Source organism: Sorangium sp. So ce124 (assembly GCF_051525235.1).
Lineage (GTDB): Bacteria > Myxococcota_A > Polyangia > Polyangiales > Polyangiaceae > Sorangium > Sorangium atrum.
On sequence record NZ_CP150312.1, the window covers coordinates 4,564,690 to 4,590,965 of the forward strand.

At 70.8% G+C, this 26,276-nt stretch carries 9 protein-coding genes; 8 read left to right on the plus strand and 1 reads right to left on the minus strand.

Going from position 1 to position 26,276, the window contains the following annotated elements; translation table 11 throughout:
* The first annotated feature begins 242 nt into the window (after nt 1-242).
* The 5 genes from WMF19_RS17240 to WMF19_RS17260 all read left to right on the plus strand — a co-directional run bounded on the left by WMF19_RS17240 (nt 243) and on the right by WMF19_RS17260 (nt 17,609).
* Nucleotides 243-482: a hypothetical protein gene (locus tag WMF19_RS17240; RefSeq protein ID WP_272098136.1), complete on the plus strand. Its 240-nt coding sequence runs from the start codon at nt 243-245 to the stop codon at nt 480-482.
* Nucleotides 483-572: 90 nt separating this feature from the next.
* Nucleotides 573-2,618: an AgmX/PglI C-terminal domain-containing protein gene (locus WMF19_RS17245; protein WP_437900106.1), complete on the plus strand. Its 2,046-nt coding sequence runs from the start codon at nt 573-575 to the stop codon at nt 2,616-2,618.
* Between the two features lie 637 nt (nt 2,619-3,255).
* Nucleotides 3,256-4,164: a tetratricopeptide repeat protein gene (locus WMF19_RS17250; RefSeq protein WP_437802111.1), complete on the plus strand. Its 909-nt coding sequence runs from the start codon at nt 3,256-3,258 to the stop codon at nt 4,162-4,164.
* Nucleotides 4,165-4,240: 76 nt separating this feature from the next.
* On the plus strand, nt 4,241-15,784 hold the full coding sequence (locus tag WMF19_RS17255) for a tetratricopeptide repeat protein (protein WP_437900107.1): 11,544 nt from the start codon (nt 4,241-4,243) through the stop codon (nt 15,782-15,784).
* 268 nt (nt 15,785-16,052) lie between these two features.
* Complete coding sequence (locus tag WMF19_RS17260; protein WP_437900108.1) at nt 16,053-17,609, plus strand: protein kinase domain-containing protein; 1,557 nt, start codon at nt 16,053-16,055, stop codon at nt 17,607-17,609.
* Between the two features lie 81 nt (nt 17,610-17,690).
* Here WMF19_RS17260 and WMF19_RS17265 read toward each other — a convergent pair whose 3' ends face one another.
* Complete coding sequence (locus tag WMF19_RS17265) at nt 17,691-21,581, minus strand: serine/threonine-protein kinase (RefSeq protein ID WP_437900109.1); 3,891 nt, start codon at nt 21,579-21,581, stop codon at nt 17,691-17,693.
* A gap of 373 nt (nt 21,582-21,954) precedes the next feature.
* Between WMF19_RS17265 and WMF19_RS17270 the strand changes: the two genes are divergently transcribed.
* From WMF19_RS17270 to WMF19_RS17280, 3 genes are all read left to right on the plus strand, one after another.
* On the plus strand, nt 21,955-23,493 hold the full coding sequence (locus WMF19_RS17270) for a hypothetical protein (RefSeq protein WP_272098142.1): 1,539 nt from the start codon (nt 21,955-21,957) through the stop codon (nt 23,491-23,493).
* Nucleotides 23,490-24,398, plus strand: coding sequence for a hypothetical protein (locus WMF19_RS17275; RefSeq protein WP_437900110.1), 909 nt, complete (start codon nt 23,490-23,492; stop codon nt 24,396-24,398). Before WMF19_RS17270 ends, WMF19_RS17275 begins: the two co-directional genes overlap by 4 nt.
* Nucleotides 24,399-24,602: 204 nt before the next feature.
* Nucleotides 24,603-26,273, plus strand: coding sequence for a tetratricopeptide repeat protein (locus WMF19_RS17280; protein ID WP_437900111.1), 1,671 nt, complete (start codon nt 24,603-24,605; stop codon nt 26,271-26,273).
* Nucleotides 26,274-26,276 lie beyond the last annotated feature (3 nt).

A 26,276-nucleotide genomic window follows, 5' to 3' on the forward strand; every position in this document is an offset into this window, starting at 1 on the left:
CGCTGCACGAAGCTGCATCAAGGAGAAGGGGGCTCGTTTTTTTCGTCTTCGTCGCAGCGTTCTGGGAACCTTGGGTAGAATCGGTTGTCGAGGCGTGTGTGGGTCGTGCTCTCCGACGCCTCGATAGCATGCGAAGCTGGTTGACCGGCCGCCGCGGAAGGCGGTACAATGGCACTGTAACCGCGTCGAAACATTGTGAGGAGGCTGGAATGAGAGGGTTGACCCGATTGGGTGCGGGAGTCGTGGCTGCCGTTCTTATGAGCGTGGTCGCCTCATCGGCGTTCGCGCAGGGGGCGGCTCCTGGCGCTGGGAAGAAGGATGAGGGGTACGGGTACGAGTTCTCGGACGATCCGCTGAACGCCGGCGGGTTCGGCCCCAACGACGCCACCATCCGCGTGCGGCCCGGCCCTGTCCGGACGACGCTGATCAGGCCCCGCACCTCGTTCGTTCCGGAAATGCTCAAGTCGGTCGAGAACCTCTGATGTGATGGGCAGGTTTGGCACCTGCCCTATCGATTTACCCCCCGGTGCTGGGGGCGTGCGCCGCGCGGCGCACAGGGAAGGCTGGCGGAGATGGAAGGCAAGCAAAGGGTCGCTCTCACATTTGCGCTCTACCAAAACGAGGCGCTCGTCCGCCGGGAGACGATCACCCAGGATATCGTCAAGGTAGGCAAGGACGCGAAGAGCCATCTGCGTGTCGATGACGAGCTTGCCTCGCGCATGCACGCGGTCATCGAGGTCGCCTCCCCGCAGGACATCACGCTCATCGATCTCGGCAACGAGCCGGGCACGATGGTGAACGGGGCGCGCGTCAACAAGTGCAAGATCAGCCCAGGCGATCAGCTGCAGATCGGCGGCACGAAGATCATGCTGGAGCGCGCGGAGCCGGTGGCGGTCGCCGCGGCGGCGGGTCCCGCCAAGCCGGTCCCCGCAAACCCATTTGCGGCGGCGCCTGGTGGGAACCCGTTCGGCGCTGCGGCGCCCGGGAATCCGTTCGCGGCCGCGCCGCCTGGGAACCCGTTCGCAGCCTCCGCCGCGGGCGGGGCGGACCCGTTCTCCTACAACAACCCGTTCGCGCAGTCGGCGCCGGCCGTCGACGAGGTGCCCCCGGACGCGCCGGAGGGCTCGTACACGTACACGCTCGTGAAGAACGGGCCGGACGTGCCGAGCGAGGAAGTCGAGGTCCCGGCGGCCTCCGTCGAGGTCATGATCCTGTGGGATGCCGCGGTGCTCCACGTCGAGCACCTCACGCCGCCGCGCTCCTTCTACGTGGGTGAGGAGGCGGGGAAGAACTTCAAGTGCGACTACTTCATCCCCTCGGAGAAGCTCGGCACGACGCGGGCGCCCATCCTCCTCGCGGATCGCTCCGGCTCGGTCTCCGTGGTGCTCCTGCCTCGCGCGACCGGCACCATCGAGATCCCGGGTAGGCCGAAGATGACGGTGCAGCAGGCGATCGATCAGGGCCTCACGCAGCCGTGTTCCGAGCTCTCTGGCGCCTATCAGATGGCGCTTCCGTCGGGCGGGAAGGCGAAGGTCGAGCTCGACGGCATCGTCTTCCAGGTGTCCGCCGTGAACGCAGGCAAGGTCGTGGCTGGCCACTTCCAGCTGGACACGCAGAGCCTGCTGTACACGGGCCTCTCGATGGCGGTTCACCTCGGGCTGCTCGCGGCGATGGCCTTCTTCATGCCGCCCCTCGGCGATACGGGCGAGGACGGGATCTCCGCTGACCAGCAGTTCCTCATCCAGCAGTACCTCGCGGCGGCCGCCGAGAAGGAAATGGAGGAGAAGGAGACCGAGCAGGTCGCCGAGAACGCGGCGGACAACAAGGAGGGTGGCACCGGTACACGCGCCAAGGGTGAAGAGGGTTCGATGGGTAACCCGAACACCAAGGCCACCGGCAACCGCTACGGCGTCCAGGGGCCCGCCGACAACCCGGATCCGCACATCGCCCGCCAGGCTGCGCTCCGCGACGCCGCGGAGTTCGGCATGATCGGGCTGCTGAACGCCGGCGCCGGCGGCGATCCGAACGCGCCGACCGCGCCGTGGGGACGCGACGATTCGCTCGGGAACGATGCGCTGAGCGCCCGCGGCAACATGTGGGGCGATCAGATCGGCGACTCGTTCGGCGCCGGCGGCCTCGGCCTCTCCGGCATCGGCGAGGGCGGTGGCGGGCGCGGCGAGGGCATCGGCCTCGGCTCGATCGGCACCATCGGGCACGGCGCCGGCACCGGCACCGGCCAGGGCTTCGGCTCCGGCCATGGCCGCCTCGGTGGGTCTCATCGCACCAAGCCGCCGCAGGTGCGCATGGGTGCGACCAGCGTGAGCGGCCGTCTGCCCCCCGAGGTCATCCAGCGTATCGTCCGTCAGAACTTCGGTCGATTCCGGCTTTGCTACGAGAACGGGCTCAGGAACAACCCGAATCTGCAGGGCCGTGTCGCGGTGCGCTTCGTCATCGGGCGCGACGGCGCGGTCTCCAACGTGGGTAACGGCGGTTCGGATCTGCCCGATAACGGCGTGGTTTCCTGCGTCGTTCGGGCGTTCTACGGCCTGTCGTTCCCGCAGCCCGAGGGCGGTATCGTCACCGTCGTCTACCCGATCATGCTCAGCCCCGGCGGCTGACATGCTCAGCCCCGGCGGCTGACATGCTCAGCCCCGGCGGCTGAGTTCGCCTCGCCGCTCGGTTCGAGCGAACGCCCCGCACTTCGCGTGCGGGGCGTTTTCCGTTTCGGCGCTGGACGCGGCTGGCGCTGGTCGCGGCCGGGGGTCTGCGGCGAGCGCCCGTGGGGTGGCCAGCTCGGCGTCCGCCGCGCGGGGGGAGGGTGGGGGCCCCGCGTGGAGGCGCTGCCGCGAGGCGCATGCGCGGGGTCTGAAGCCCTGGACTTCCGCGGTTGCCTCCGCCTATTCTCGCGTCGCCGCGCGAGGTTCAACGCGCGCCACCTCGGGACGCTTGTGACGGTGCCACACGGAGCGGGGCAGCCTGTCTCCGAGACTGCTGAAGGAGCGGCGCAGCCGACTCCGGGATTGGGGACGGAGCGGCGCAGCCGACTCCGGGACACTGAAGGAGCGGCGCAGCCGGCTCCGGGACGCTGAAGGAGCGGCGCAGCCGACTCCGGACGCTGAGCTGAAGGAGCGGCGCAGCCGACTCCGGGACACTGAAGGAGCGGCGCAGCCGGCTCCGGGACGTTGAAGAGGGGCGACGCGACGCCCAGGTCACTCAGAGGCCGGCGATGCCGGGGCCATTCGAAAGGTGAGCGAGATGAAGCTTGGGGCATTCTTGATGGTTGGCCTGGTCGCGGCGAGCGCGGCGGGCCTGGGCTGCAGCCGGCACCGCCAGGAGGCCGTCATCCTGGCGAATCAGGCCGACAAGGAGGTCGCCGTCAACCCCGACGGTGCGGCCAACAAGTACGAGCAAGCGACCAAGCTCGACCCGACCAACCACCGCATCTTCTTCAAGCTGGCGATGGCTCACAAGAAGCAGGAGGAGTGGGACAAAGTCGCATCGACGCTGTCTCGCGCCACGCAGATCGCCCCGAAGTTCGCCAACTACTGGTTCGAACGGGGGTGGGCGCTCGAGCAGCAGGCGAAGAAGAAGACGATCTCCTACGAAGAGTCCAAAGAGCCGTACCAGAAGTGCATCGAGAACGACCCCAACTTCGCGGACTGCTACTCCCAGCTCGGGAACGTCTACCTCTGGACGGACGACGAGCAGAAGGCGCTCGAGAACCTCACCAAGGCGATCGAGCACAACCCGAACGAAATCCGCTACTACGCGGCGCTCGCCGACCTGTACTCCCGTCTCGGGTACACGAAGGAGGCCGAGCAGGTGCTCAAGGAGGCGATGTCGTTCGCGAAGCCGGGGGACAAGTACCTCTTCGGCATCCACAGCCTGCTCGCGTCGGTCTACCAGGACCGGGGGGCCACGGCGGAGATGGTGTCCGAGCTCGAGGCCGCCAAGGCGGTGGCGCCGACGGATGGTCCCGAGTCTGTACAGATCCTCTGGAGTCTCGGGAGCACCTACGCGACCCTGGATCCGCCGCGCAAGCAGGAGGCGATCCAGATGCTCAAGGGGTTCACCACCCGCGCCTGTAAGGGCTCGAAGGCGGCGAGCTTCAAGACCGAGTGCGAGACGGCGAACACGCTCGTCGCGCGGCTCGGCGGTCAGTAGCCGTGATGCCGCGCGCGGCACGGGGCACGTAAGCGTTTCAATTCGTTCGAAGGTCGGGGCCGAGGGTCGATAATCAATGGATCTTGCGCAGCGTCTCAATCATCTCGAGTCGGTTCATGACTGGCAAGGGCTCGTCGAGGAGCTCGAGAAGGGGATTGCGGCCGAAGGGGACGCCACCCGGAAGGCGGCATATCACCTGAAGCTCGGGCGGCTGCTCGAGGAGAAGTTCCTTCAGGCCGTCAAGGCGCTGAAGCACTTCCAGGACGCCTACAAGCTGAATCCAGCGCTGCTCGAGGCGCTGGAGTCGGCTCGTTCCATCTACTGGGACCTCGGCAAGACCAACATGGTCCAGAAGCTCCTGGAGCTCGAGCTGAGGAACGCCCCCGAGGGGACCGCGGCCGCCGAGCTCCGCGTGGAGCTCGGCGACGTGCTCTGCGACGCGGGCGATTTCGAGCGCGCGACGGAGATGTACGCGAAGGGGCTCGCTGCGTCCGGCGGGACGAGCGAGGAGGCGCGGGCCTGCCTCTTCGACATGCAGGTCGATCAGTCGTCGTGGTCGGCGCGCATGGCGGAGCTGGTGGACGCGGCCGACGCGGCCGCGAGCAACGACGAGCGCAAGCGGCTCCTGCTCCGCGCGGCGCGCCTCGCGAAGCGCTTCGATCGCGGTCAGCTCGAGGACCTGCTCCGGAGGGCGTACGAGACCGCGCCTTCCGACAAGCAGGCCGCGGCGATGTTCGAGGGGCTCCTCGTCGAGGCGGAGCGGCCGCAGGCGATCGTGGAGACGCAGCGCCGCATCCTCGACGCGCGCGCCGGCGTGGCGCGCGGAGAGGCGGCGTTCAAGTTCGGCGTGCGCTGGGCCACGCGGCACCAGAACGTCGAGATCGGATCGAAGCTCCTCGAGGAGTCGCTCCGGTTCGATCCCTCGAACGAGGCTGCGTTCGCCTACCTGCGCGAGCTCTGGGGGACGAAGGAGGGCAACTGGGAGCGCGTCGCGTCGCTGGCGGAGAGCGCTGCCAACCAGAACGGCAGCTCCCCGTACATGATCGCGCAGGCGGGCGGCGTTGCCTGGCGCCAGCTCGGCAACCTCATCCGGGCCAGGAGCTGGTTCGAGAGGCTCTCGGCGGTCGCCCCGACGCACCCGAGCGTGAGCGCGTTCGAAGCGCAGATCGGCGAGCGCCTGACGGCCGCGCCTGTCGCGCCGTCCGCGCCTCCGCCGGCTGCTGCCGCGCCCGCTCCCGTCGTCGTCGCGCCCGCTCCCGTCGTCGTCGCGCCCGCGCCCGTCGTCGTCGCGCCGCCTGCGCCCGTCGCCGTCGCGCCTGCGGACGCCACGCCGCTTCCCACGAGCGCGCCTGCGCCCGTCAGCGCGCCTGCGCCCGTCAGCACGCCAGCGCCGCTCAGCACGCCAGCCCCGGTGAGCGGCAGGGTGAGCGCGCCCGTGAGCGCTCCTGTGGATGCCTCGTCGGTGGCCGAGCGCGACGCGAGGTCCTCGGTGGCCGACATCGAGCCGCCGCCGCCTGCGCGGGCGCCCGCCGAGAGCAGGCCTGCCGATTCGGAGGTCGGCCGGCGGCCGACGGCGCCGCCGCCTCCGGCCGCGGAGACCGCGGGCCGCGTCGAGGAGCTCAAGGCCAAGGCCCAGAAGCAGGAGCAGGCCAAGCGGTACAACGAGTACGTCAAGACGCTGATCGAGATCGCCGAGGCGGTCTCGGATCCCGCCGAGAAGATCGACAACTACGCGAAGGCGGCGGATCTCTACTCGGGCAAGTTCTCGAACGCGGCCGAGGCGGTGAAGTGCTACGAGGCGATCCTCGCGATCGACGGCGAGCACGCGCAGGCGATCGACTTCCTCCGCCAGAGCTACGAGAAGCGGCGCGACTGGGAGAAGCTCATCGGGCTGCTCCGCCGCGAGGCCGCGGCGCTCCCGGAGGGCGGCGATCGCGCCGCGAAGTACCTCGAGATCGCGAAGCTCGCGTCGGAGCGGGTGAAGAAGGTCGACTTCTGCATCGAGCTCTGGGACGAGGTCCTCGCGAACGACCCGGAGAACCCCGAGGCGCTGAACGCGCTGGCCGGGCTCTACGAGAAGAACAAGGACTACCAGGCGTTCGCGAGGGTGCTGCAGAAGCAGGTCGACACGACCTTCGACAGCACCCAGAAGCTCGCGCTCCTCAGCAAGCTCGCGCAGCTCTACGGCGAGCGCCTCAAGGACGACGAGGCGGCCGTCAAGGCCTGGCAAGAGGTGATCGCGCTGAACCCCCAGGACCGCAAGGCCCAGGAGGCGCTCAAGAAGGCGTACCTCCAGCTGCAGCGCTGGGACGACCTCGAGGTGTTCTACGCCGAGAGCGGCAAGTGGGACGAGTTCATCCGCGTCCTCGAGTCGCAGGAGGCCAAGGAGACCGACGACGCGGCCAAGATCAGCCTGCTGGTCAAGATCGCCGATCTCTGGATGGTCCAGAAGCAGAAGGCGGATCGCGCGGCGCGCGCCTACGAGAAGGTGCTCTCGATCGACGGCTCGCACCTCGCCGCGGCCGAGGCGCTCATCCCGATCTACACGCAGGCGAACAACCCGAAGGGGCTCGCCGGCGCCATCGAGGTGAAGCTCTCGCACGACCAGGACGACGTCTCCCGGCTCGACCTCTACCGGCAGGTCGCGGCGCTCTACGAGACGCGCCTCAAGGAGCCGCAGCGGGCGTTCGAGCGTTACCTCTCGGCCTTCCAGATCGCGCCGCAGGACGAGCAGTGCATCGATGACGTCGAGCGGGCCGCGCGCTCCACCGAGGGGTGGGACGCCCTGATCCAGGCCTACTCGTCGGCGATCTCGCGCGCCGAGGGCGAGGGGGACATCGCGCTCGGGGTCGATCTCCGGCTCCGGCTCGGGCGGGTGCTGCTCGACGAGGTGAAGCGCATCGACGAGGCGCTCTCGCAGTTCCGCGCCGTGTACGAGGCGGACGGCGAGAACCAGGCCGCGATCGGCGCGCTCGAGCGGCTCTACCGCGAGACGGGGCGGTTCGGCGAGCTGCTCGGCATCTACGAGAAGAAGCTCGGCATCGTCACCGAGCCGGAGGAGCGCAAGCAGATCCTCTACGCGATCGCGGAGCTCTACGAAGGGGAGCTGCGCGACGCGGCGCAGGCGATCGGGACGTACCGCCAGGTGCTCGACGACGAGCCGACGGACCCGCAGGCGCTCGCGGCGCTCGACAAGCTCTACCGCGAGCAGCAGGACTGGGCGTCTTACGTCGACGTGCTCCGCAAGCGGATCGACTCTCCGCTCGACGAGCAGGCGCTCATCGACCTCAAGTTCCGGCTCGGGAGCACCCTCGAGAAGCACCTGAACGATGCGGCCGGAGCGCTCGAGAACTACAAGGAAATCCTGATCCTCGATCCGGGCAACGACGCGGCGCGCCTCGCGCTCGAGGCGCTGCTCTCGAACGAGTCCCTGCGGGCCGAGGCGGCGGCCATCCTGCAGGAGATCTACGAGGGGCGCGGCGACTGGGAGAAGCTGATCCAGGCGCTCGAGATCCTCGCCGCGGCCGAGGGCGACACGGCGACGCGCGTCGCGCTGCTCCGGAAGGTGGCGCGTACGGCGGCCGAGAGCCTGAGCGACCTGGGCCGCGCGTTCGACGCGCAGTCGCGGGCGCTCAAGGACGACCCGTCGCACGCCGAGACGCGGGCGGAGCTCGAGTCGCTCGCCGCGCAGGCGGGCGCCTGGGACAGGCTCGACGTCATCTTCAGCGAGATCGCGGATTCGCTGAGCGACGCCCGGCTGAGCCGCGAGTACTGGATGCGCCTCGCGAGCATCCACGAGCGCCTCGGCAAGGTCGAGGAGGCGGCGAACGGCTACCTCCGCGTGCTCTCGATCGATCCCGCCGACTCGGAGGCGCTGGAGGCGATGGACGAGCTCTACCGGCGCACCGAGCGCTGGGGCGATCTCATCGGCGTCTACCGGCGCCGCATCGAGCTCGTGCACGAGCCGGCCGAGCGCGAGGGCCTCTATGCGCAAATGGCTGAGGTCTACGAGCAGCGGCTCGGGCAGCCGGAGGAGGCGATCGCCGCTTACCGCGAGGTCCTCTCCATCGACAACACGAGCATGGTGGCGCTGGCGGCGCTCGACGGGCTCTTCAGCCGCCAGGGCATGTGGGAAGAGCTGGCGGACAACCTCGAGGCGCAGCTCGGCATCGCCGTCGACGAGGAGTCCCAGATCAGGCTGATGCTCCGGCTCGCCGCGCTGCGGGAGTCGCGGATGCGGCTCGTCGACTCGGCGATCGACATCTACCGGCAGGTGCTCGAGCGCGAGCCGACGAACGTCGAGGCGCTCGGGGCGCTCGAGCGCCTCGGGAAGGTCGCCGAGCACGAGCTCGCGATCGCGGAGATCCTCGAGCCGCTGTACCGCCAGTCGGGCGACTTCCAGAAGCTCATCGGGGTGCACGAGGTGCAGGTGCGGCGCAGCGACGACGTGACCCGTCGCGTCGAGCTGCTCCACCAGATCGCCGTGCTCTACGAGGACGCGGGCGGCGACCTCAGCTCGGCCTTCGACACCTACGCGCGGGCGCTGAGCCAGGATCCGGCCTCGGAGTCGACGCAGGAGGGGCTCGACCGGCTCGCGCGCGCGACCGGCCGCTTCGCCGACCTGGCGCGCGTGTTCGAGACGCTGGCGGCGCAGCAGACCGACGCGGAGCTCGCGAGCTCGCTCTACACGATGAGCGCGCGGATCTACGAGGGAGACCTCGGCGACATGGACAGCGCCGTCGGGCACTACCGGCGCGTGCTCGAGATCGATCCGCGCAACCTGCACGCGGCCGAGTCGCTCGAGCGGCTGTTCAGGACCGCGGAGCGCTACAACGAGCTGTCGCAGATCCTCCAGCAGAAGGCGGACATCCTCGACGACCTGAACGAGAAGAAGCTCGCCCTCTTCCAGGCCGCGAGCATCGAGGAGGAGGTGCTCGAGCGGCACGATCCGGCCATCGCCGTCTACGGCAAGGTGCTCGAGCTCGACGCCGAGGATCTGCGGGCGATCGACGCGCTGACGAAGCTCTACCTCAGCCTCTCGCGCTGGCAGGAGCTCCTCTCGGTCTACGCGAAGAAGGCCGATCTCGTCCTCGATTCGAACGAGAAGAAGCGCATCTACTACCAGATCGGCGCGGTGTACGAGCGCGAGCTCGGCAACGTCGCGAGCGCGATCGACACGTACCAGCGCGTCCTCGAGATCGATCCGGACGATCTCCAGGCGCTCGGGCGGCTCGACGTCCTCTACCAGACGTCGCAGAACTGGCTCGAGCTGCTCAGCGTGCTCCAGCACGAGGCGGAGATCACCGCGGATCCGGCGGAGGGGATCAGCTACCAGTACCGGATCGCGGAGCTCTACGAGAAGCACCTCGACGACGTGTCCCGGGCGATCGAGCTCTACCGCGATCTCCTGCAGCAGATGCCCGATCACGAGCCGACGCTGCGGGCGCTCGAGCAGATCAAGGACGGCAGCCGTGAGCCGCTCGGCGCCGCGCTGGTGCTCGAGCCCATCTACGACGCGTCCGGCGAGTGGCAGAAGCTGATCAGCGTGCTCGAGGTCCGGGTCAAGGTGGCCGAGGACCCGTACGAGAGGGTCGATCTGCTCCACCGCGTCGCGCGCCTCTCGGAGGAGATGCTGAGCGACCACGTCACCGCGTTCGAGACGTACGCGCGGGCGGTGACGTTCGACATCGGCAACGAGGAGTCGCTCTCGAACCTGGAGCGGCTCGCGATGATGGTGAACCGCTGGCCGCAGGTCGCCGCGCTGTACGACACGGAGCTCGGACGGCTCGGCGAGGAGCCGGCGCGCTTCGTGGAGCTCGGGCTCCGGCTCGCGCAGATCTTCGAGACTCAGCTCGACGACATCGACAGCGCCGTCGCGCGCTACAGGCGCGTGCTCGAGGTCGAGCCGGAGAACCAGACCGCGATCGCGTCGCTCGATCGCCTGTTCACCGCGACCGAGCGGTGGAGCGACCTCGTCACCATCCTCTCGCGCGAGTCGGAGATCGCGCAGTCGCCGGACGAGATCCTCGAGTTCAAGTACCGGCTCGGCGTGGTCTATCAAACGCGGCTCAACGACCTGCCCGCGGCCATCGGGGCGTACCGCGAGGTGCTCACGGCGGCCCCCGAGCACTCGCCGACGCTCGAGGCCCTCGAGGGGCTCTTCGCGGCCGGGATCAAGCAGATCGAGATCGGCGCCATCCTGGAGCCGCTCTACCAGGCGGCGGCGGAGTGGGAGAAGCTCGGCGGGGTGCTCGAGGCGGAGCTCACCCACCTCACCGAGCCGCAGGAGCGGCAGGCGATGTACTACCGGCTGGGGGAGCTCCAGGAGGAGCGCCTCATCTCGCCGGACGGCGCCCTCGCGGTCTTCATGCGGGCGCTGAAGGAGTACCCGGGCGACGAGAAGACGCTCGAGGAGGTCGAGCGGCTCGCCGGCTCGGTGGACGGCGGCTGGGAGATGCTCGCCAACGCGTACGCCGACGTGCTGGGCATCCACAGCGACAAGGACGTCCAGACCGGCATCGGCAAGCGGCTCGCGCGGGTCTTCGAGACCGACCTCAGCGACGTCGCCAAGGCCGAGGAGACGTACCGGTACGTGCTCGGCATCGAGCCGCTCGAGGCCGAGGCGCTCTCGAACCTCGATCGGATCTACACGCAGCTCGAGCAGTACCCCGAGCTCGCGAGCGTGCTCGAGCAGCGGGTGCGAGCGACCGAGGATCGCCCGGAGCTCGTCGACCTCTACCTCCGGCTCGGGCAGACGTACGAGGAGCGGCTCGGTCAGCTCGACGACGCCATCCGCGCGTTCCGGCGCATCTTCGACGAGCTCGAGACGACGAACGAGCAGGCGATCAGCGCCCTCGAGCGCATCTACACGGCCAAGGGGGCCTGGACCCAGCTCAAGGTCGTGCTGGAGCGGGAGCTCGAGAACGCGATGGGCGACAGCCAGGAGGCCGACATCCGCGCCAAGATGGCGCACCTGCTCGCCGATCGGCTGAACGACGTCCAGGGCGCGGTCGAGACGTGGAAGCGCGTCCTCGACCTCCGCGGCGAGGATCCGGAGGCGCTCGGGGCGCTGTCCAACCTCTATGAGCGGGTGGGGCAGTGGTCCGAGCTCTGCGACGTCCTCGAGCGGCACTACGACATCGCGATCGACGATGAGTCGCGCGTCGCCGTGCTGCTCCGCCGCGCCAAGCTGTTCCACGAGCAGCTCGGCCGCGACGACTCGTCGCTCGACGACTACCAGCGCGTCCTCGACATCGACTACGCGAACCTCGAGGCGCTCTACGCCATCGCTGCGATCTGGCGGCTGCGCAACGAGCCCGAGCAGATCGTGAGCTCGCTCCACCAGACGGTGGATCGGGCGCGGGACGTGCTGCCGGCCGAGAACGTGATCGCGCTGTACCGCGAGCTCGGGACGACCTACCAGCACGTCCTCGGGCAGGCGTACGACGCCATCGACGCCTGGAGGAAGCTGCTCGAGGTCGACCCGAAGGACTTCGAGGCGATGGCCGCCCTGGAGAACCTGCTCCGGGCCGAGGGGCGCTGGGTCGAGGTCATCGACGTGAAGATGGGCCGGGCGGCGGCCTACGAGTCGCCGGCGGACAAGGTGCGCGAGTACCTCGAGGTGGCGCAGATCTGGGAGCACCAGGTCGAGGAGAGGGACCGGGGCACGCTCGCGTACGAGAAGGTCCTGGAGCTCGAGCCGACGCACGATCAGGCCTTCGCGGCGCTCGAGCAGCTCCACGACGCGGCCCGGCGGAGCGAGCCGCTCATCGAGCTCTACCTCGCGCGGCTCGATTCGCGCGAGGAGGTCTCCGAGAAGACCGACATCCTCCGCAAGGTGGCCCGGGTCTTCGAGGAGCAGCTCGAGGACAAGCCTCAGGCCTTCGACGCGCTGCTCACGGCGTTCGAGATGGACTTCTCCGACATGGACACGGTCCGCTACCTCGAGCGCATGGCGCAGGCGACGAACCGCTGGCCCGAGCTCGTGCAGACGGTGAACGGGTGGCTGCAGCAGCAGACGGCCCCGCTCCAGAAGATCACGCTCTGCCTGCGCCTCGCCAAGTGGTACGCGGAGGACCTCGGCCACCCCGAGTACGCCCAGCCGTACTACCAGCAGATCCTCGCGCACGACCCGAACAACGTCGCGGTGCTGCGCCAGATGGCGAACTTCTTCAAGAAGACCGGCCAGTGGCAGCAGCAGGGGCAGATGCTGACGAGCGCCCTCAACGTCGCGGTGACCGACGTCGATCGGAAAGAGGTCCTGACCGAGCTCGGCGAGGTCCTCGAGAAGCACATGGGCGAGGTCGAGCAGGGGCTCAGCTTCTACCGGCGCGCCCTCGACGTGGATCCGCTGCACCTGCCGGCCCTCGAGGCGCTGGAGCGGATCTACACGGATCGCGATCAGTCGAACGATCTCGTCGACGTCCTGCTCCGCAAGGCGCGGGCCGTGAGCGAGTCCGACGTCGTCGCGGCCGTGAAGCTGCGCACCGCCGGCCTCTACGAGTCCAAGCTCGGCCTGATCGAGAAGGCCGGCGCGGTCTACCGCGAGGTGCTGGACATCGACGCCTCGAACCTCCTCGCGATGCGGGGGCTCGAGCGCGTCTACACGGCCACGCACCAGTGGCCGGATCTCGTGCGCGTCCTCGAGATGCAGCTCGACGTGGTCACCACGGAGCGCGAGCGCATCGACGTGCTGATGAAGATCGCGAACCTCCAGGAGGAGCAGTTCCTGAAGCCCGATCTGTCGGCCGCGCGCCTCGAGCAGGTGGTCGAGATCGACCCGAGCCACGAGCCCGCGCTCGAGGCCCTGGAGCGCTGCTATCGCCGGCTCCGCCAGTGGCACGATCTCATCAACACCTACGATCGTCACATCAACGCGGCGGAGGATCGGCAGAAGAAGATCGAGCTCTGGGCCCAGACGGCCAAGGTCTACGCGGAGGAGATCGAGGACCTCGACCGCGCGATCGACGCGTACCTGAACATCGTCGACATCCAGGACACGCACATCCCGGCCCTGGAGGCGCTGGCGAAGCTCTACGAGAAGCAGGACAACTCGGCGAAGGCCATCGAGTACATGACGCGCGTCGCCGACCTGACGGCCGACGGCAAGCAGCGCGTAGAGATGTACTTCCGGATCGGCCGGCAGCTCGACGAGAAGCTCGGCGAGCGGGTCCAGGCCCAGGAGCGCTTCGAGATGGCGCTCGATCTCGATCCGTCCCACGTGCCGACGCTGGCGGCGCTGCGGGTGATCGCGATCGACGCGGCCGACTGGGACCGGGCGGCGCGTTACCTCGACCAGGAGCAGATGAACACCGACGCGCCCCGCGCCAAGGCGCGGCTGCTCGTCGAGCTCGGCAAGCTCCGGGACGACATGCTCGGCGAGCACGCGCTCGCGGTGCAGGCGTACGAGATGGCGCTCCAGAGCGATCCCGACAACGAGGACGCCGCGATGCCGCTCCTCAACGAGTACGTCTCCACGGAGCGGTGGGCCCAGGCCGAGCCGCTCGCGGAGATGCTCGTCAGGAAGAGCGGCAAGCGCGACAGGTCAGAGCAGCACCGGCTGCAGCGGACCTTCGGGCGGGTCCTCGAGCGGCTCGGCAAGGACGACGCCGCGCTCAAGGCGTACACGGCCGCGCACAACCTCGATCTGACCGACCAGGAGACGATCCGGGGCCTGGCGGACGTCAGCTTCAAGCTCGGCGACTGGGCGAGCGCGCTGACGAACTACCAGAAGGTGCTCACCAGCCTCGACGAGGCCGAGACCGAGGAGCGCGCGACCGTCTACTACAAGCTCGGCTGCATCAAGCAGGCGCAGGGGCAGTCGAAGCAGGCGGTCAACAACTTCGAGAAGGCGCTCGGCGCCGAGCCCGCGCACCGGCCGACGCTCGAGGCGATGGTCGCCGTCTACGACGCGCTCAAGGACTGGAAGCAGGTCTGCCACTACAAGCGGCTGATCCTCGACAACATCATGGACGGCGCCGAGCGGTTCAGGATGTTGAACGACATCGGCGACATCTGGGTCGACAAGGAGAACAACATCCCGAAGGGCGTGGAGGCCCTGGAGGAGGCGCTCGACCTGGAGCCGCAGAACCACGTGCTGCTCCACAAGCTGCTCCAGCTCTACCAGCGCACGGGGCAGTGGGAGCGGATGGTGGACTGCCTCCAGCGCATCGCGGAGCTCGAGCCGCAGCCGGATCGGAAGAGCCGTTACCTCTACACGATGGCGCAGATCTACCGCGACAAGCTGGACGACCCGGCGCGCGCGGTGGAGCTGTTCAACGACACGCTGGACCTGAACCCGCACTCCCTCGAGGCCTTCGAGCGCATCAACAAGATCCTCACGGCGCAGAAGGAGTGGAAGCAGCTCGAGCGGGCGTACCGCAAGATGCTGCACCGGGTGGCCGGCAAGGGGAACACGGACCTCGAGTACAGCCTCTGGCACGCGCTCGGGCTCATCTACCGCGATCGGCTCGGCGACAGGACGGCCGCCGTCGAGACGTTCCGCATGGCGTCGCGGCTCAAGCCCGAGGACGCGACGGAGCACCTGATCCTCGCGGAGCTCTACGAGCAGTCGGAGCAGTTCGATCTTGCGACCGGCGAGTTCCAGGCGATGGTCAAGATCGATCCGATGAAGATCGACCCGTACAAGCGGCTCTACCGCCTGTACGTGGACAGCAAGCGCTACGACCAGGCCTGGTGCGTCGCGGCGGCGCTGTCGTTCCTCCGCAAGGCCGATCCCGACGAGCAGCAGTACTTCGAGGACTACCGCCCGCAGGGGCTCATCCAGGCGAAGAGCCGGCTCGACAACGAGCAGTGGATCAGGAACCTGTTCCACGAGGAGGAGAACCTCTACGTCGGCAAGATCTTCGAGATGATCGCGGGCGCCGCGCTCAGGGCGAAGATCGAGACGCTCAAGCAGCGCCGTGAGCTGCCGGTCCTCGATCAGCGCTTCCTGCAGGATCCGGCGACCTCGACGGTGACGTTCGCCCGGACCTTCGGGTGGGCGGCCAACGTCCTGGGCCTGCCGGCGCCGCGGCTCTACGTGCGGAGCGACGTGCCCGGCGCGCTCGTCGCGGTGGCGAACGAGCAGCCGGCGTCCGTCGCGGGTCAGACCGTGCTGACCGGGTTCTCGCCGCAGGAGCTCACGTTCATCGTCGGCAAGCACCTCGCGATGTACCGCGGCGAGCACTACATCAAGACGCTGTTCCCGACGGTCACCGAGCTGACGGTGCTCCTGTTCGCCGGGATCAAGCTCGTCGCGCCCGACACGTCGGTCCCGCCGGACATCGAGAAGCAGATCACGGCGACCGCGCAGACGCTCCGCGGGTTCATGCAGCCGATGCAGCTCGAGGGGCTCCGCATGGTGGTCAAGAAGTTCCTTGCGGAGGGCGCGAAGGCCAACATCAAGCGGTGGGTCCAGTGCGTCGACATCACCGCGGCGCGCACCGGCCTGCTCCTCTCGGGCGATCTCGAGATCGCGAAGAAGATCATCGCCGCCGAGCCGCAGCAGCCCGGGGATCTCCCGCCCCAGGACAGGCTCAAGGAGCTGATCGTCTTCTCGACGAGCGATCAGTATTTCGCGCTGCGTCAGGCGCTCGGGATCGCCATCGGCGAGGGATGATCCCGCGCGGCAGTCGGGCCTAAGTAGCGGATTTCACCTCATTAACCGGAGCACCCGGGGCATTCAGGGGGAGCGCGCGCGCGCTCCTCGCCCCGGGGCTCCGCTGTGCCGGAGGGATGCACATCTCCATGAGTCTGCTTGACGAGTCAGCAATCCTTACGAACGATCAGGTGCTGTGACCTCGTCATCGATGATCGTCCGGCTCCCCGTGCAGTCCGCGAGAGGCTTCGGGAGATACAGGCTGATCGCAAAGCTTGGGCAGGGAGGGATGGCCGAGGTTTTCCTCGCTGCGCATCGCGGCCCGCTCGGGTTCGAGAAGCTGGTCGTGATCAAGCGGCTCAAGCCGGGGATCGCGACCGAGCCCGAGGTCAACGCGATGTTCCTCGACGAGGCGAGGCTCGCCGCGCGGCTGAACCACCCGAACGTCGTGCAGACGTACGAGTGCGGCCAGATCGACGACCAGTACTACATCGTGATGGAGTACCTGGAAGGGCACTCGCTCGATCGGATCTGCAGGAAGATCGACCCGTCGCGTCACCGCGCGGTCTACCTGGCGATCCTCGCCGACGCGCTCGCCGGGCTCCACTACGCGCACGACCTCATGGACTTCAACGGGCAGCCGCTCCAGGTGGTCCACCGCGACATCAGCCCGCACAACATCTTCGTCACCTACGACGGGCAGGCGAAGGTCGTCGACTTCGGCATCGCGAAGTGGGCGACGCGCGACGCCGACACCAGCACCGGCGTCGTGAAGGGGAAGATCCGGTACATGGCGCCGGAGCAGGCCCTCGCGACGATGGTCGATCGCCGCGCAGACATCTTCTCGATGGGCCTCATCTTCTGGGAGCTCGTCGTGGGCGAGCGCTTCTGGGGAGATCTCTCCGACGTGCAGATCCTCCAGCGGCTCACGTTCGGCGAGATCCCGAAGCTGCGCGAGCGGTGGCCCGCGGCGCCTGACGCCCTCGAGCGGATCTGCTCGCGCGCGCTCGCGATGGCGCCCGAGGAGCGGTACGCGACGGCGGCCCAGATGCGCGACGACGTCGAGGCGTACCTGGCGACGATGGGCCGCCGCCCCTCCTCGGCCGAGATCGGTCGCCTCATCGGCGAGACATTCGCGCACCGCCGCGCCGAGGTGAGGTCCGCGATCAGCGACCAGCTGGGGCGGCTCCACGCCAGCGCGGCCGAGGGCGGGGAGGAGTTCGAGATCCTGCCGGTGCTCGAGGAGCGCGGCGCCGTGCCGTGGTCTCAGCGCATGCCGCTCTCGCAGATGTCGCAGCAGTTCTCCGCGCCGGTGGGGGACCAGATGCTGGGCGACGACCCGTCGCGCGAGGACAGCATCTCGAACCGCCAGACGATCCCCACGATCATGGTCGCCAACACCAAGTCGACCCGGCGAAAGGCGCTCTGGAGCGCGGGGATCGCCGTGCTCTCGGTGCTGCTGATCGGCGGCGCGTGGGCGGTCCTCGCGCTCCGGACCCCGAGGACCCAGCCGGAGAGCGATCTTCCGGCGGAGACGAGGGACGAGCCCACGACCCCTCCGCCCACGACCTACGCGCCCCCGGTCGCCAACCTCGTCGAGCTCCGGATCATCGCCACGCCGCTGGACGCGAAGATCTACCTCGACGACGTGGAGCTCCCCAGCAACCCGTTCTTCGCGAGGTTCAGCCGGGATGGCACCGGGCACCGCATCCGGGTCACGGCCGACGGGTACACCCCGGAGGCGCGCTTCGTGGTGTTCACGCGCGACGAGGTGCTGACCATCAACCTCCGCCAGGTGCCGTCGACGTCCCCCAAGGCGGGCGGCGGCGCCGCGCCGCGGAAGTGACGGGCAGGGCCGCGGGCTCGGCCTAGCCGCCGGACAGCCGCCGGAGGCGGCGCGAGGGGGCGTCGGAGTGCCGCGCGGGCTCTACGGCCGGCCGCTCAGCATCGCCTCGAGCTCCGGCGGCACGCAGCCGTAGGCCTCGGCGGCCACGAGCAGCGCCGAGTTCTGCGGCAGGTTGAGCAGGAACGAGCTGGCGTAGGGCGTCCCCTCGAGGCCCTTCAGCCGGCGCAGGAGCGGGGGCATCGCGCGCTCCATCGCGGCCCGCGCGCCCTCCAGATCGCCCATGTCCACGCAGGCGTCGTGGAGCGCGAGGTAGATCGGCGCCTCGTTGAGCAGGCTCGGCGCGCCCGCCTCGACCAGGGCCGCCGCCTCCCGCGCGATCTCGCGGGCCTGCTCGGCGTTGCCGAAGCGGCGCTCCGCCTCGGCGCAGAACCCGAGCGCCACGGGCAGGACGTCGCGGTTGTCGGTGACGCGGTACGCGTCGGTGGCCTTCTTCAGCAGCGAGCGCGCCCGCGCGAGGCCCGACGACTCGAGGCGCAAGAGCTCGCAGCCCCGGTAGAACAGGATGCCCAGCGTCACCCGGTCGCGCACGACCCACATGCTCCCCGCGGCCTCGTCCGCGCTCGCGCGCGGCTCCGCCAGCACGGCGTCGAGCCGAGGCTCGGGGCCGAACGTCGCCGCCCAGCAGAGCAGGATCATCTGCCCGTGCCGCGCCGCCCCGGAGCTGCCGATCGCCTGCGCCCTGGCGATGCCCCCCTCGATCTCCTGGAGCGCCTCCTCCCGGGCGCCGATGGTCGTCAGCGCGAAGCCGACGTTCATCGTCAGCATCGCCTCGCGCTCCTGCAGCCCGGCCCGGCGCGCGGCCCGCGCCGCGTTCCGGCGCGCCCCCAGCGCAGCGGCCGGCTCGCCGCGCGTCTGGTGGGCGACCGCGCGCGTCTGCCAGGCGTCGACCGCCGCCCAGACGAGGTTCCGCCGCGCCGCCAGGTCGAGCAGGTGCGCGGCCTCCTGCTCGGCCATCGCCAGCTGCCCGGCGAACGCGTGGACCTGCGCCAGCGTCGCCGAGCACTGCGCCTCCTCCTCGACGAGATCGATCGACCGGGCGCGGTCGCGCAGCGCCGTCAGCCGCTCCTCCAGGTCGATCCCGGAGCCGCACGCGTGGTCGTAGCGCGCGCGGGCCGTCAGCGTGCGCAGCTCGCTCGCCTCGTCGAAGACGTTCTCCCACATCGCCCGGATCGCCGAGTCGCGCTCGGGCGAGCGCGCGTCGAGCCGCGAGTACGCCTCCTCGAGGAGGACCGCGCGCGCGAACGCCGTCGGCTTGTCGGGGGAGAACACGAGCGCGCGATCGGCCATGGTGACCGCGTCGCGGAGCGAGTTCGTCGCGAGGGCGCGCCGCGCGGCGGCCTCCCAGCGGATCGCGGCCTCCTCGTGCTCGCCGCCGAGATCGAAGTGCTGCGCCACCGTCGCGCTGTCCTCGCCGAGCCGATCGAGCCAGCGCGCCGCCGCGGCGTGCAGCCTCTTGCGGAGCTCGTCGCCGACGGACGCGTACGCGACGTCGCGTACGAGCGCGTGCTTGAACAGGAACTCGCGCGCGGCCGGGAAGCGCGACGCGGGCTGCGCGACGAGGAGCTCCGCGACGATGAGCTTCTTCAGCGCCGTCGCGGGCTCGGCCACCCCGACCTCGGCGAGGCCCAGGTCCCACACCGACAGGCCGAAGACGCTCATGCGCACCACCGCCTCCCGGGTGGGCTCGTCGAGCGCGTCGAGGCTCACCTGGATGGCCGCCTCGATCGTGGGCGCCGTGGCGGCGTCCTTGCCCGAGGCGATGACCCGCGCCAGCTCCTCGGCGAAGAGCGGCGAGCCGGCCGCCTGCTGCGCGACGCGGTCGAGCGTCGCCTCGTCGAACGGCCGCGCGGCCGCGGCCGCGCTGAAGACCGCCCGCGCGATCTCGCGCGTGGCCCGGCGCGCGATGGGGCGCAGCTCCACGCGCACGTGGTCGCGGCCGGCGAAGCGCTGGCCCTGGTCGCGCCAGAACGCGGGGCGCACCATGAGCAGGATGAACAGCGCCCTCCCGGTCGCCCGCCCGAGGAGGTGATCGAGCCACGCGACGCTCTCCGGGTCGGCCCACTGCGCGTCCTCGACGAGCAGCGCGCACGGCTCGCTCGACGCCGCGTCGACGGCGATGTCGGTCATCGAGAGGTAGAGCGCGTCGCGCGCGCCGCGCAGGTCGACGCCGTCCGGGAACGGCTGGTTCGCGAGCAGCCGCGCGAGGAGCCCGCCGTCGCCGTGGAGCGGCCGCCGCGCGCGCACCGCGTCCTCGGCCTGCTCGAGCGACGCGCCCTTCGGCAGGCCCATGAGGACCCGCAGCGCGTCCGTGGCGACGCCGAGGGCCTGCGCGCGGCCGAACGACTCGCAGCGCAGCTGGACGAGCCGCGGCGGATCCGGTCGATCCACGATGCGGGCGACGAACTCGCGCGCGAGCCGGCTCTTGCCGATCCCCGGCGGCCCCGAGATGCTCATCACGACCGGCGTCCCGTCCTCCACGCAGCGCTCGAACGCCGCGACGGTCGTGATGAGCTCGGCGTCCCGCCCCACGAACGGCGTCTGCGCGTCGGGCCGCTTCGGCGCGCGCGCCAGCACCCGCACGGCGCCGCTCTCCAGGGGCTCGCCCATGAAGCGCCCGCGGGACAGCTCCACCGTGGTGGCGTCCGCGAGGACCCTGCCGAGGCCCGCCTCGCGCGCGAGCGCGACCGCGCGGTCGACGACCTCGCCGGCGGCGCGCGTCCTGTCGACGCGCATGCGGCCGGAGGCGACGCCGACGCGGCCGCCGCGGCCGCCGAGCGCGAGCCCGAGCTCGAGGGCGCGGGACGCCTCGTCGCCGTGGGCCTGCCGCACGCCGAGGTGGGCGGCGATCGAGTCCGTGCCGAGCGGCAGCGCGTCGGCCCCGCGGCGGCGCAGCGCTTCGAGCTCCCGCTGGCGCTCCTCCCCGGTGGCCACGTGCAGCGCCACGATCGTGGTCACGAGCCGCGTCCCCATCGCGCCCGGCGGGTTGTCGCTCACGCGCAGCGGCGACGGGGTGGGCAGGTACGGCTCGTCGGCGAGCGCCGCGAGCCTGTCCGCCACCTCGCGCGCCGAGCTCGGCCGGAGCTCCCGGTCGGCGAGCAGGAGCGCGTGGATCAGGTCGTCGAGCGCCGGGACCACGTCGAGCAGGAACTCCGAGAGGCGCGGCGCGGGCGTCGTCGCCAGGCGGACGAGGGTCGCGATCGAGCTCGGCCCCATGTGCGGGGGCCGGCCGGCGACCAGCTCGAACAGCGTCGCGCCGAGCGAGTAGAGATCGCTGCGCGCGTCCACCGTCGCGTCGCCGCGCGCCTGCTCGGGCGAGATGTACGCCGGCGTGCCGACGAGGCCCCCCGCGTCCGTCGTGAGCACGACCTCCTTCGACGCCGCCACGCCGAAGTCCACGAGCTTGGTGCGGAGCGGGGCGTCCGGCGAGCCGCGCAGGAGAATGATGTTGGAAGGCTTGATGTCGCGGTGGACGACGCCCGCGGCGTGCGCGGCCGCGAGCGCGCTCGCCACCTGCCGCCCGACCTCGATCCCCTCGCGCAGCGAGAGCGGGGAGCGCTTCTGGCGCGCCGCCAGGTCCTCGCCGTCGAGCCACTCCATCGCGATGAAGGTCGCGCCCTCCTCGATGCGCCGCCCCTCCGCGTCGACAGCGCTCGCCTCGAGCGTCCCGAACGCAACGACCCTCACGATCCCCGGGTGATCGAGCTCCGAGAGGACCTGCCCCTCGCGGGAGAGCCGGGCCTGGCCCTCGGCGTCGACGCCGACCGCCGTGATGATCTTCAGCGCGACGTAGCGCTCTGTCTGCACGTCGAAGGCGCGGTGCACGGTGCCGATCCCGCCGCGGCCGACCTCGTGCTCGATGTGGAACCGGCCTGCGACGAGCGGCCTTGCGGACTCGATGCGCGCGGAGCTCATGCGCTAGCCGACGTGGTTTGTGGGATGGGCGCCGAGGGGGCTCCGGCGCAGCGGAGAGGCGATCTCATCGCGTCGGGCCGCGTGGGCCTGCGGTGTTCCGACAGGGCGCATTCGCGAAAGAGACTACGCCGTCGCTCATGGCAGTTCCAGTGTCGCGGTCGCGGGACCCGGGCAGCGTGGCGGACGCGGCGAGCCGGCAGGAGAGCTCGCCGAGCCGCGCGCGCCTCTCTTGACGGATCCGGCCGGGGAGCTCGCAGAGCGCGCGGCGGGCCTCTCTTGACGGATCCGGCGGCTCCTCCTACGGTCTTCGGCTCCGCTGCTCCTCCAACGTTGCGCTACGTTGCGTTACGTTCGAGCGGCGGAAGCCATTTCGATGCTCGATCGCGTCGCCGTTCACCAGACCCGGCTGCGCACGCCCGGCCTCGGGCTCGACGCCAAGGGGGTCGCGCTCGGCGCCAAGGGGCTCGTCCTCCTGCCGTCGATCGATCGGCTCGTCGCCTTCCTGGCGCTCTACACGCGGCAGGGCTCGCTCGCGGACATCCTCCGCTCGCTCGTCGTCGAGATCGTCCGATCGAAGCTGGGGGCCCGGGAGGTCACCCTCCTGTTCGCGGCCGAGAGCAGCGATCGGCTCGACCGTGTCGCCGAGATCGCGCGGCTCGCGGGCGGCTACAGCTTCACCGGCACGAGCCGGCACTTCGTCCAGTACCGCGACGCGGCCGCGCCGTTCGGGTACGACGTCCCGCAGATCCTGCCGAGCGACGCGGCGCTCTCGCTCTATCACAACGCCTTCTCGCAGACGTACGAGGTCGAGCGGCGCGTCGACGTGCGCACGCTCCTGCTCCGGCTCGAGCCGCACCTCGATCCGGCCGCAGGGCGGGACCCTGGCCCGCGCTGGCTGCTCGCGGAGTCGGGGCTCGGCCCGGCGCTGATCCGCTATTTCTCCCGGAGCAGCGTCGAGGCCGAGGTCGGCCTGTGCGAGTGGCCGCCGGAGTCGAGCTTCGACGACGCCCCGGTGCTCCGGTACCTCTTCCGCGCGCCGGCCATCCCTGCCCGGATGGTCCCGCTGCTCACGAGCACGCCGGGGCTCGGGTATTTCGTGCCGGTCGCGCCGGGCGCGGCGGTGGAGGTGGGGTTCCGGCACCCGGTCAACCTCCGCGCCTGCCCGGTGTTCGGCGAGGCGGGCCTCGTGCTCTTCCGGGGCGGGGGCCGCGAGGCGCTGGAGATCGCGAAGCTGCCGGCGATGGGCGACGTCGCGGCGTTCGCCCGGGTGGAGCTCGGCCGCGAGCCCGTCGCGGCGAAGGTGGCGGCGGAGGGCGACGCGCAGCGCCCCGCGTCGGTCGTGCTGTCGCTCCGCCTCGTCCCGAGCTCCGAGCCGTGGCGGTCGGTCACGGCCTCGTGGATCCGGCCGCAGGAGATGCCGCTCCTGCGGCACGTCGCCTACGCGCTCGGCCCCGAGACCCTGCGCCGAGCCCGCATCGCCTTCACCGCCGCGGGCGCGTTCCTCCGGCACCCCACAGGCATCGAGGGGATCCCGGTCGGCGAGTTCTTCCGGGAGGTCCATCCGGGCCTTTACATTCCTGCCGGCTACGACGCGGTCCCTGCGGTCGCGCCCGGCGTGCTGTTCCGCGCGCTGGGCGCCCCCGCCGGGCAGGCGCTGTTCATCGGGCGCGACGGGGGGGCGATCGGCGTGCCGGAGGAGGCGTTCGTCGCCCTCGAGACGGCGCTGCTCGAGGCCCAGCAATGGTCAGCGGTGGCCGCGTCGTCCGCGGGCCTCACCGCGGCGCTGGCCACCGAGCTGCCCGAGGTCGTGCTCGGCGGCGTCGGCATCCGGCCGCTGCGCGATCTCGCCCCGTCCGAGGCGCTGGCCGAGCCGAGGGCGCTGCCGCCGGGCGCTGGCCGGGCGCCCCAATGACCCAGGCCGAAGCGATCGCCGAGCGGCTCTCCGAGCTCCAGGCGAACGTGCTCGCCCCGCTCGTCCTCGGCGGTCCTCTGCGCCCGGTGCGCCCCTTCGGCGTCCGGCTCGCGCTGCTCCTCGGCGACGGCGCGCCGGCGATCGATCGCGACCTCGGCTCGCGCATCGATCTGGTCCGCGTCCGTGTCGCCCGCCTCATCGCCCCGATCGACGTGCTCCCGGGGCTCACCGCTGCCGAGTGGGCGCTCCTGGCCGCGCTGAACGACCTGCTCCAGCTCACGAACCACGAGCTCGCCAGCGTCCTGACGCGCAGCCGCTATCCCCGCCTGCTCGCGAGCGTGCGCGACCTCTGCGAGCTCGTGCCCGCGCCGGTGGACGTCGGGGCCGCGCTCTCGCGGCACGCGACGTTCGCGCGGGTGCTCGACTGCTTTCGCACGGACGCGCTCGTCGCCTGGTGGACGGGCCGCGCGAGCTTTCGCGGCCAGCGCCCGCCCGCGCGGCTGCTCCGGTGGCGGCAGCTGCGCGGCGTCCAGGTCGACACCCGGCGCGTCGGCCTCGCGGACATGGGCCACGACGTCCCGGGGCTCGCCCCGCCGGACTTCGCCGAGGCGCTCTCCCTCTGGATGACGCGCACGCCGCTCACGGATCTCGCGACCTCCGCGCGCAAGGACCCGCCGTTCGCGTGGTCGGCCTCGACGCTCGCGGTGGTCGCCACCCCTCCTGGCCGGAGCCTCGCGTACCGCGTCCTCCTGCGCCAGCCCCACGACCTCGCCGTCGCGGCGCTCGCCCGCGCCGCCCGGGAAGTCCCGCCGCGGTTCGCCCAGGCGCGGGCGCTCGCCGAGTCGTTCGCCAGCGAGGTCGCCGCCGGCATCAAGCTGCTCGACGAGCGCTCCGCGGCCGGGTGACCTGTACCTGCCACGCGCCCGTCCTGTCATCTCCACGCACCGCGCGTGGCTTTGCTCGGCTCAAACGGTGCGTGATACGCTCCGTCCTCCTTGCAGTGCAGAGGCGCGCCGTCCTTGCGCTCGCGCCTTCGACATCACCTCACGGGCATCGCCCTGGGAGCGACGGACCGTTTGAACCGGCAAGACGCTGAGACTTCCGACAAGTTGCTTGCTTCCCCCTGGCGCGCGCGGCGCCGCGGCTCCTGCCTCGAGGCGTCGCGGCGCGCCTGGAGCGCCGGGCGCTCCTGCGCGCGCCTCGCCGGCGTCGCGTTCGCGCTCGCGCTCGCGGTGAGCCCGGGCGTCGCGTTTGCGCAGGCGGAGGCGCTGCTCGACGAGGGCAAGAGCCTGATGAAGAAGGGCAAGGTCGCGGAGGCCTGCGCGAAGCTCGAGGAGAGCTACAGGCTGAGCCCGAGGTCGGCGACGCTCCTCGCGCTGGCGATGTGCCACGAGAAGCAGGGCAAGGTGGCGACGGCGTGGGCCGAGTACATCGATCTCGGCGCAGCGGCCCGCAAGGAGGGCAACAAGCGCCTGGAGGCCGACGCGAAGGCGAGGGGAGCGAAGCTGGAGCTGTCGCTCCCGCGGCTGACGCTGAGCGTGCCGCGCGCAGCCGCGGTCGAGGGGCTCGAGGTGACGCTGGACGGGGCGCCCGTCGACGGCGCGCTCTGGGGTCAGGCGAGGCCGATCGATCCTGGCCAGCACAAGGTGAGCGCGAGCGCCCCTGGTCGAAAGCCGTGGGAGCACTCGGTGTCGATCAAGCGGGGCGAGCGGAAGACCATGGCGGTGCCGGCGCTCGCCAAGGACGCCTCGGCCGCTGCGCAGCCTGCGCCCGCGGCGGAGGCGCCCGCTGCGGCGGCGCCGGTGGCGGCGGCGTCGGAGAAGGGGAGCGCGGGGGCCGGGGACGGCGCTGCGGGGCCGGGGAAGGGCGCCGCGGGGCCCGGGAAGGGCGCCGCGGGGCCGGGGAAGGGCGCTGCGGGGTCTGAGAAGGGCGCTGCGCGGCCCGGGAAGGGCGCTGCGGGGTCTGAGAAGGGCGCTGCGCGGCCCGGGAAGGGCGCGGCTGCGACGGAGGCTGGGAAGGGCGCTGCGGGGCCGGGGAAGGCTGCCGCGGGGCCGGAGACCGATGCGCCGCCTGCGGCACCTCCTGCATCCGAGGAGCCGAAGCCGAGCTCCGGATCTGCGCCGAGGCACACCGGGAGCTTCGTGATCGAGGCCGGTGTGGCCGGCGGCGCGTTGATCGGCCTGATGGACTCCGGCAGCTTCGGCGATCTGAGCGCGTACTCGTACAGCTACAACATCCCGGAGGGTGAGCTCATCGCGCCCTGCGACGATGAGGTCTGTCATGCCAGCTTCGATCCCGCGATCGGGCCGTTTGCCGGCGGGGAGGCGTTCATCGGGTTTGCGATCTCCGAGGATCTGCACCTTGGCGCGCGTGTGCTGGGCGGCTACCGCTTCGGCGGCGGCTATTTCGTTGTCGGCGGCCCCTCCGTCTCGATGCGCCTCGGGCGCGTCTGGCTCGGCCTTTCGGGGCTCGTGGGCCCGGTGGGGCAGGAGGCGAAGGTCACCGGCATCAAGGGGGAGATCCCCTCCGAGGTGGTCCACCTCAACTACGGTCGGAGCGAGGTCGCCGTGAACGCGCGCGAGGGCAGCCTCCCCGAGAGCGCGCTCGTGGAGACGCTCGCGTTCGGCGGGAGCGTCGACGTGTCCCTGGTGCTCGCGGACCTTCCGAGCGCGGGCTGGACGTCGGGCGCGCTCCTGCTGAGCGTCTCGCCGACGGTCATGAAGGGCCTCGACGGCTGGGTCTTCGCGGCCCCGGCGAGCCTCGGCTACCGCTTCTACTGAGCG

What these genes read in the sequence shown, in the direction of transcription:
- WMF19_RS17260 (WP_437900108.1), top strand. Translation starts at nt 16,053, where the DNA reads ATGGCCGAGGTTTTCCTCGCTGCGCATCGCGGCCCGCTCGGGTTCGAG.
- WMF19_RS17275 (WP_437900110.1), top strand. Translation starts at nt 23,490, where the DNA reads ATGACCCAGGCCGAAGCGATCGCCGAGCGGCTCTCCGAGCTCCAGGCG.
- WMF19_RS17245 (WP_437900106.1), top strand. Translation starts at nt 573, where the DNA reads ATGGAAGGCAAGCAAAGGGTCGCTCTCACATTTGCGCTCTACCAAAAC.
- WMF19_RS17265 (WP_437900109.1), bottom strand. Translation starts at nt 21,581, where the DNA reads ATGAGCTCCGCGCGCATCGAGTCCGCAAGGCCGCTCGTCGCAGGCCGG.
- WMF19_RS17255 (WP_437900107.1), top strand. Translation starts at nt 4,241, where the DNA reads ATGGATCTTGCGCAGCGTCTCAATCATCTCGAGTCGGTTCATGACTGG.
- WMF19_RS17270 (WP_272098142.1), top strand. Translation starts at nt 21,955, where the DNA reads ATGCTCGATCGCGTCGCCGTTCACCAGACCCGGCTGCGCACGCCCGGC.
- WMF19_RS17250 (WP_437802111.1), top strand. Translation starts at nt 3,256, where the DNA reads ATGAAGCTTGGGGCATTCTTGATGGTTGGCCTGGTCGCGGCGAGCGCG.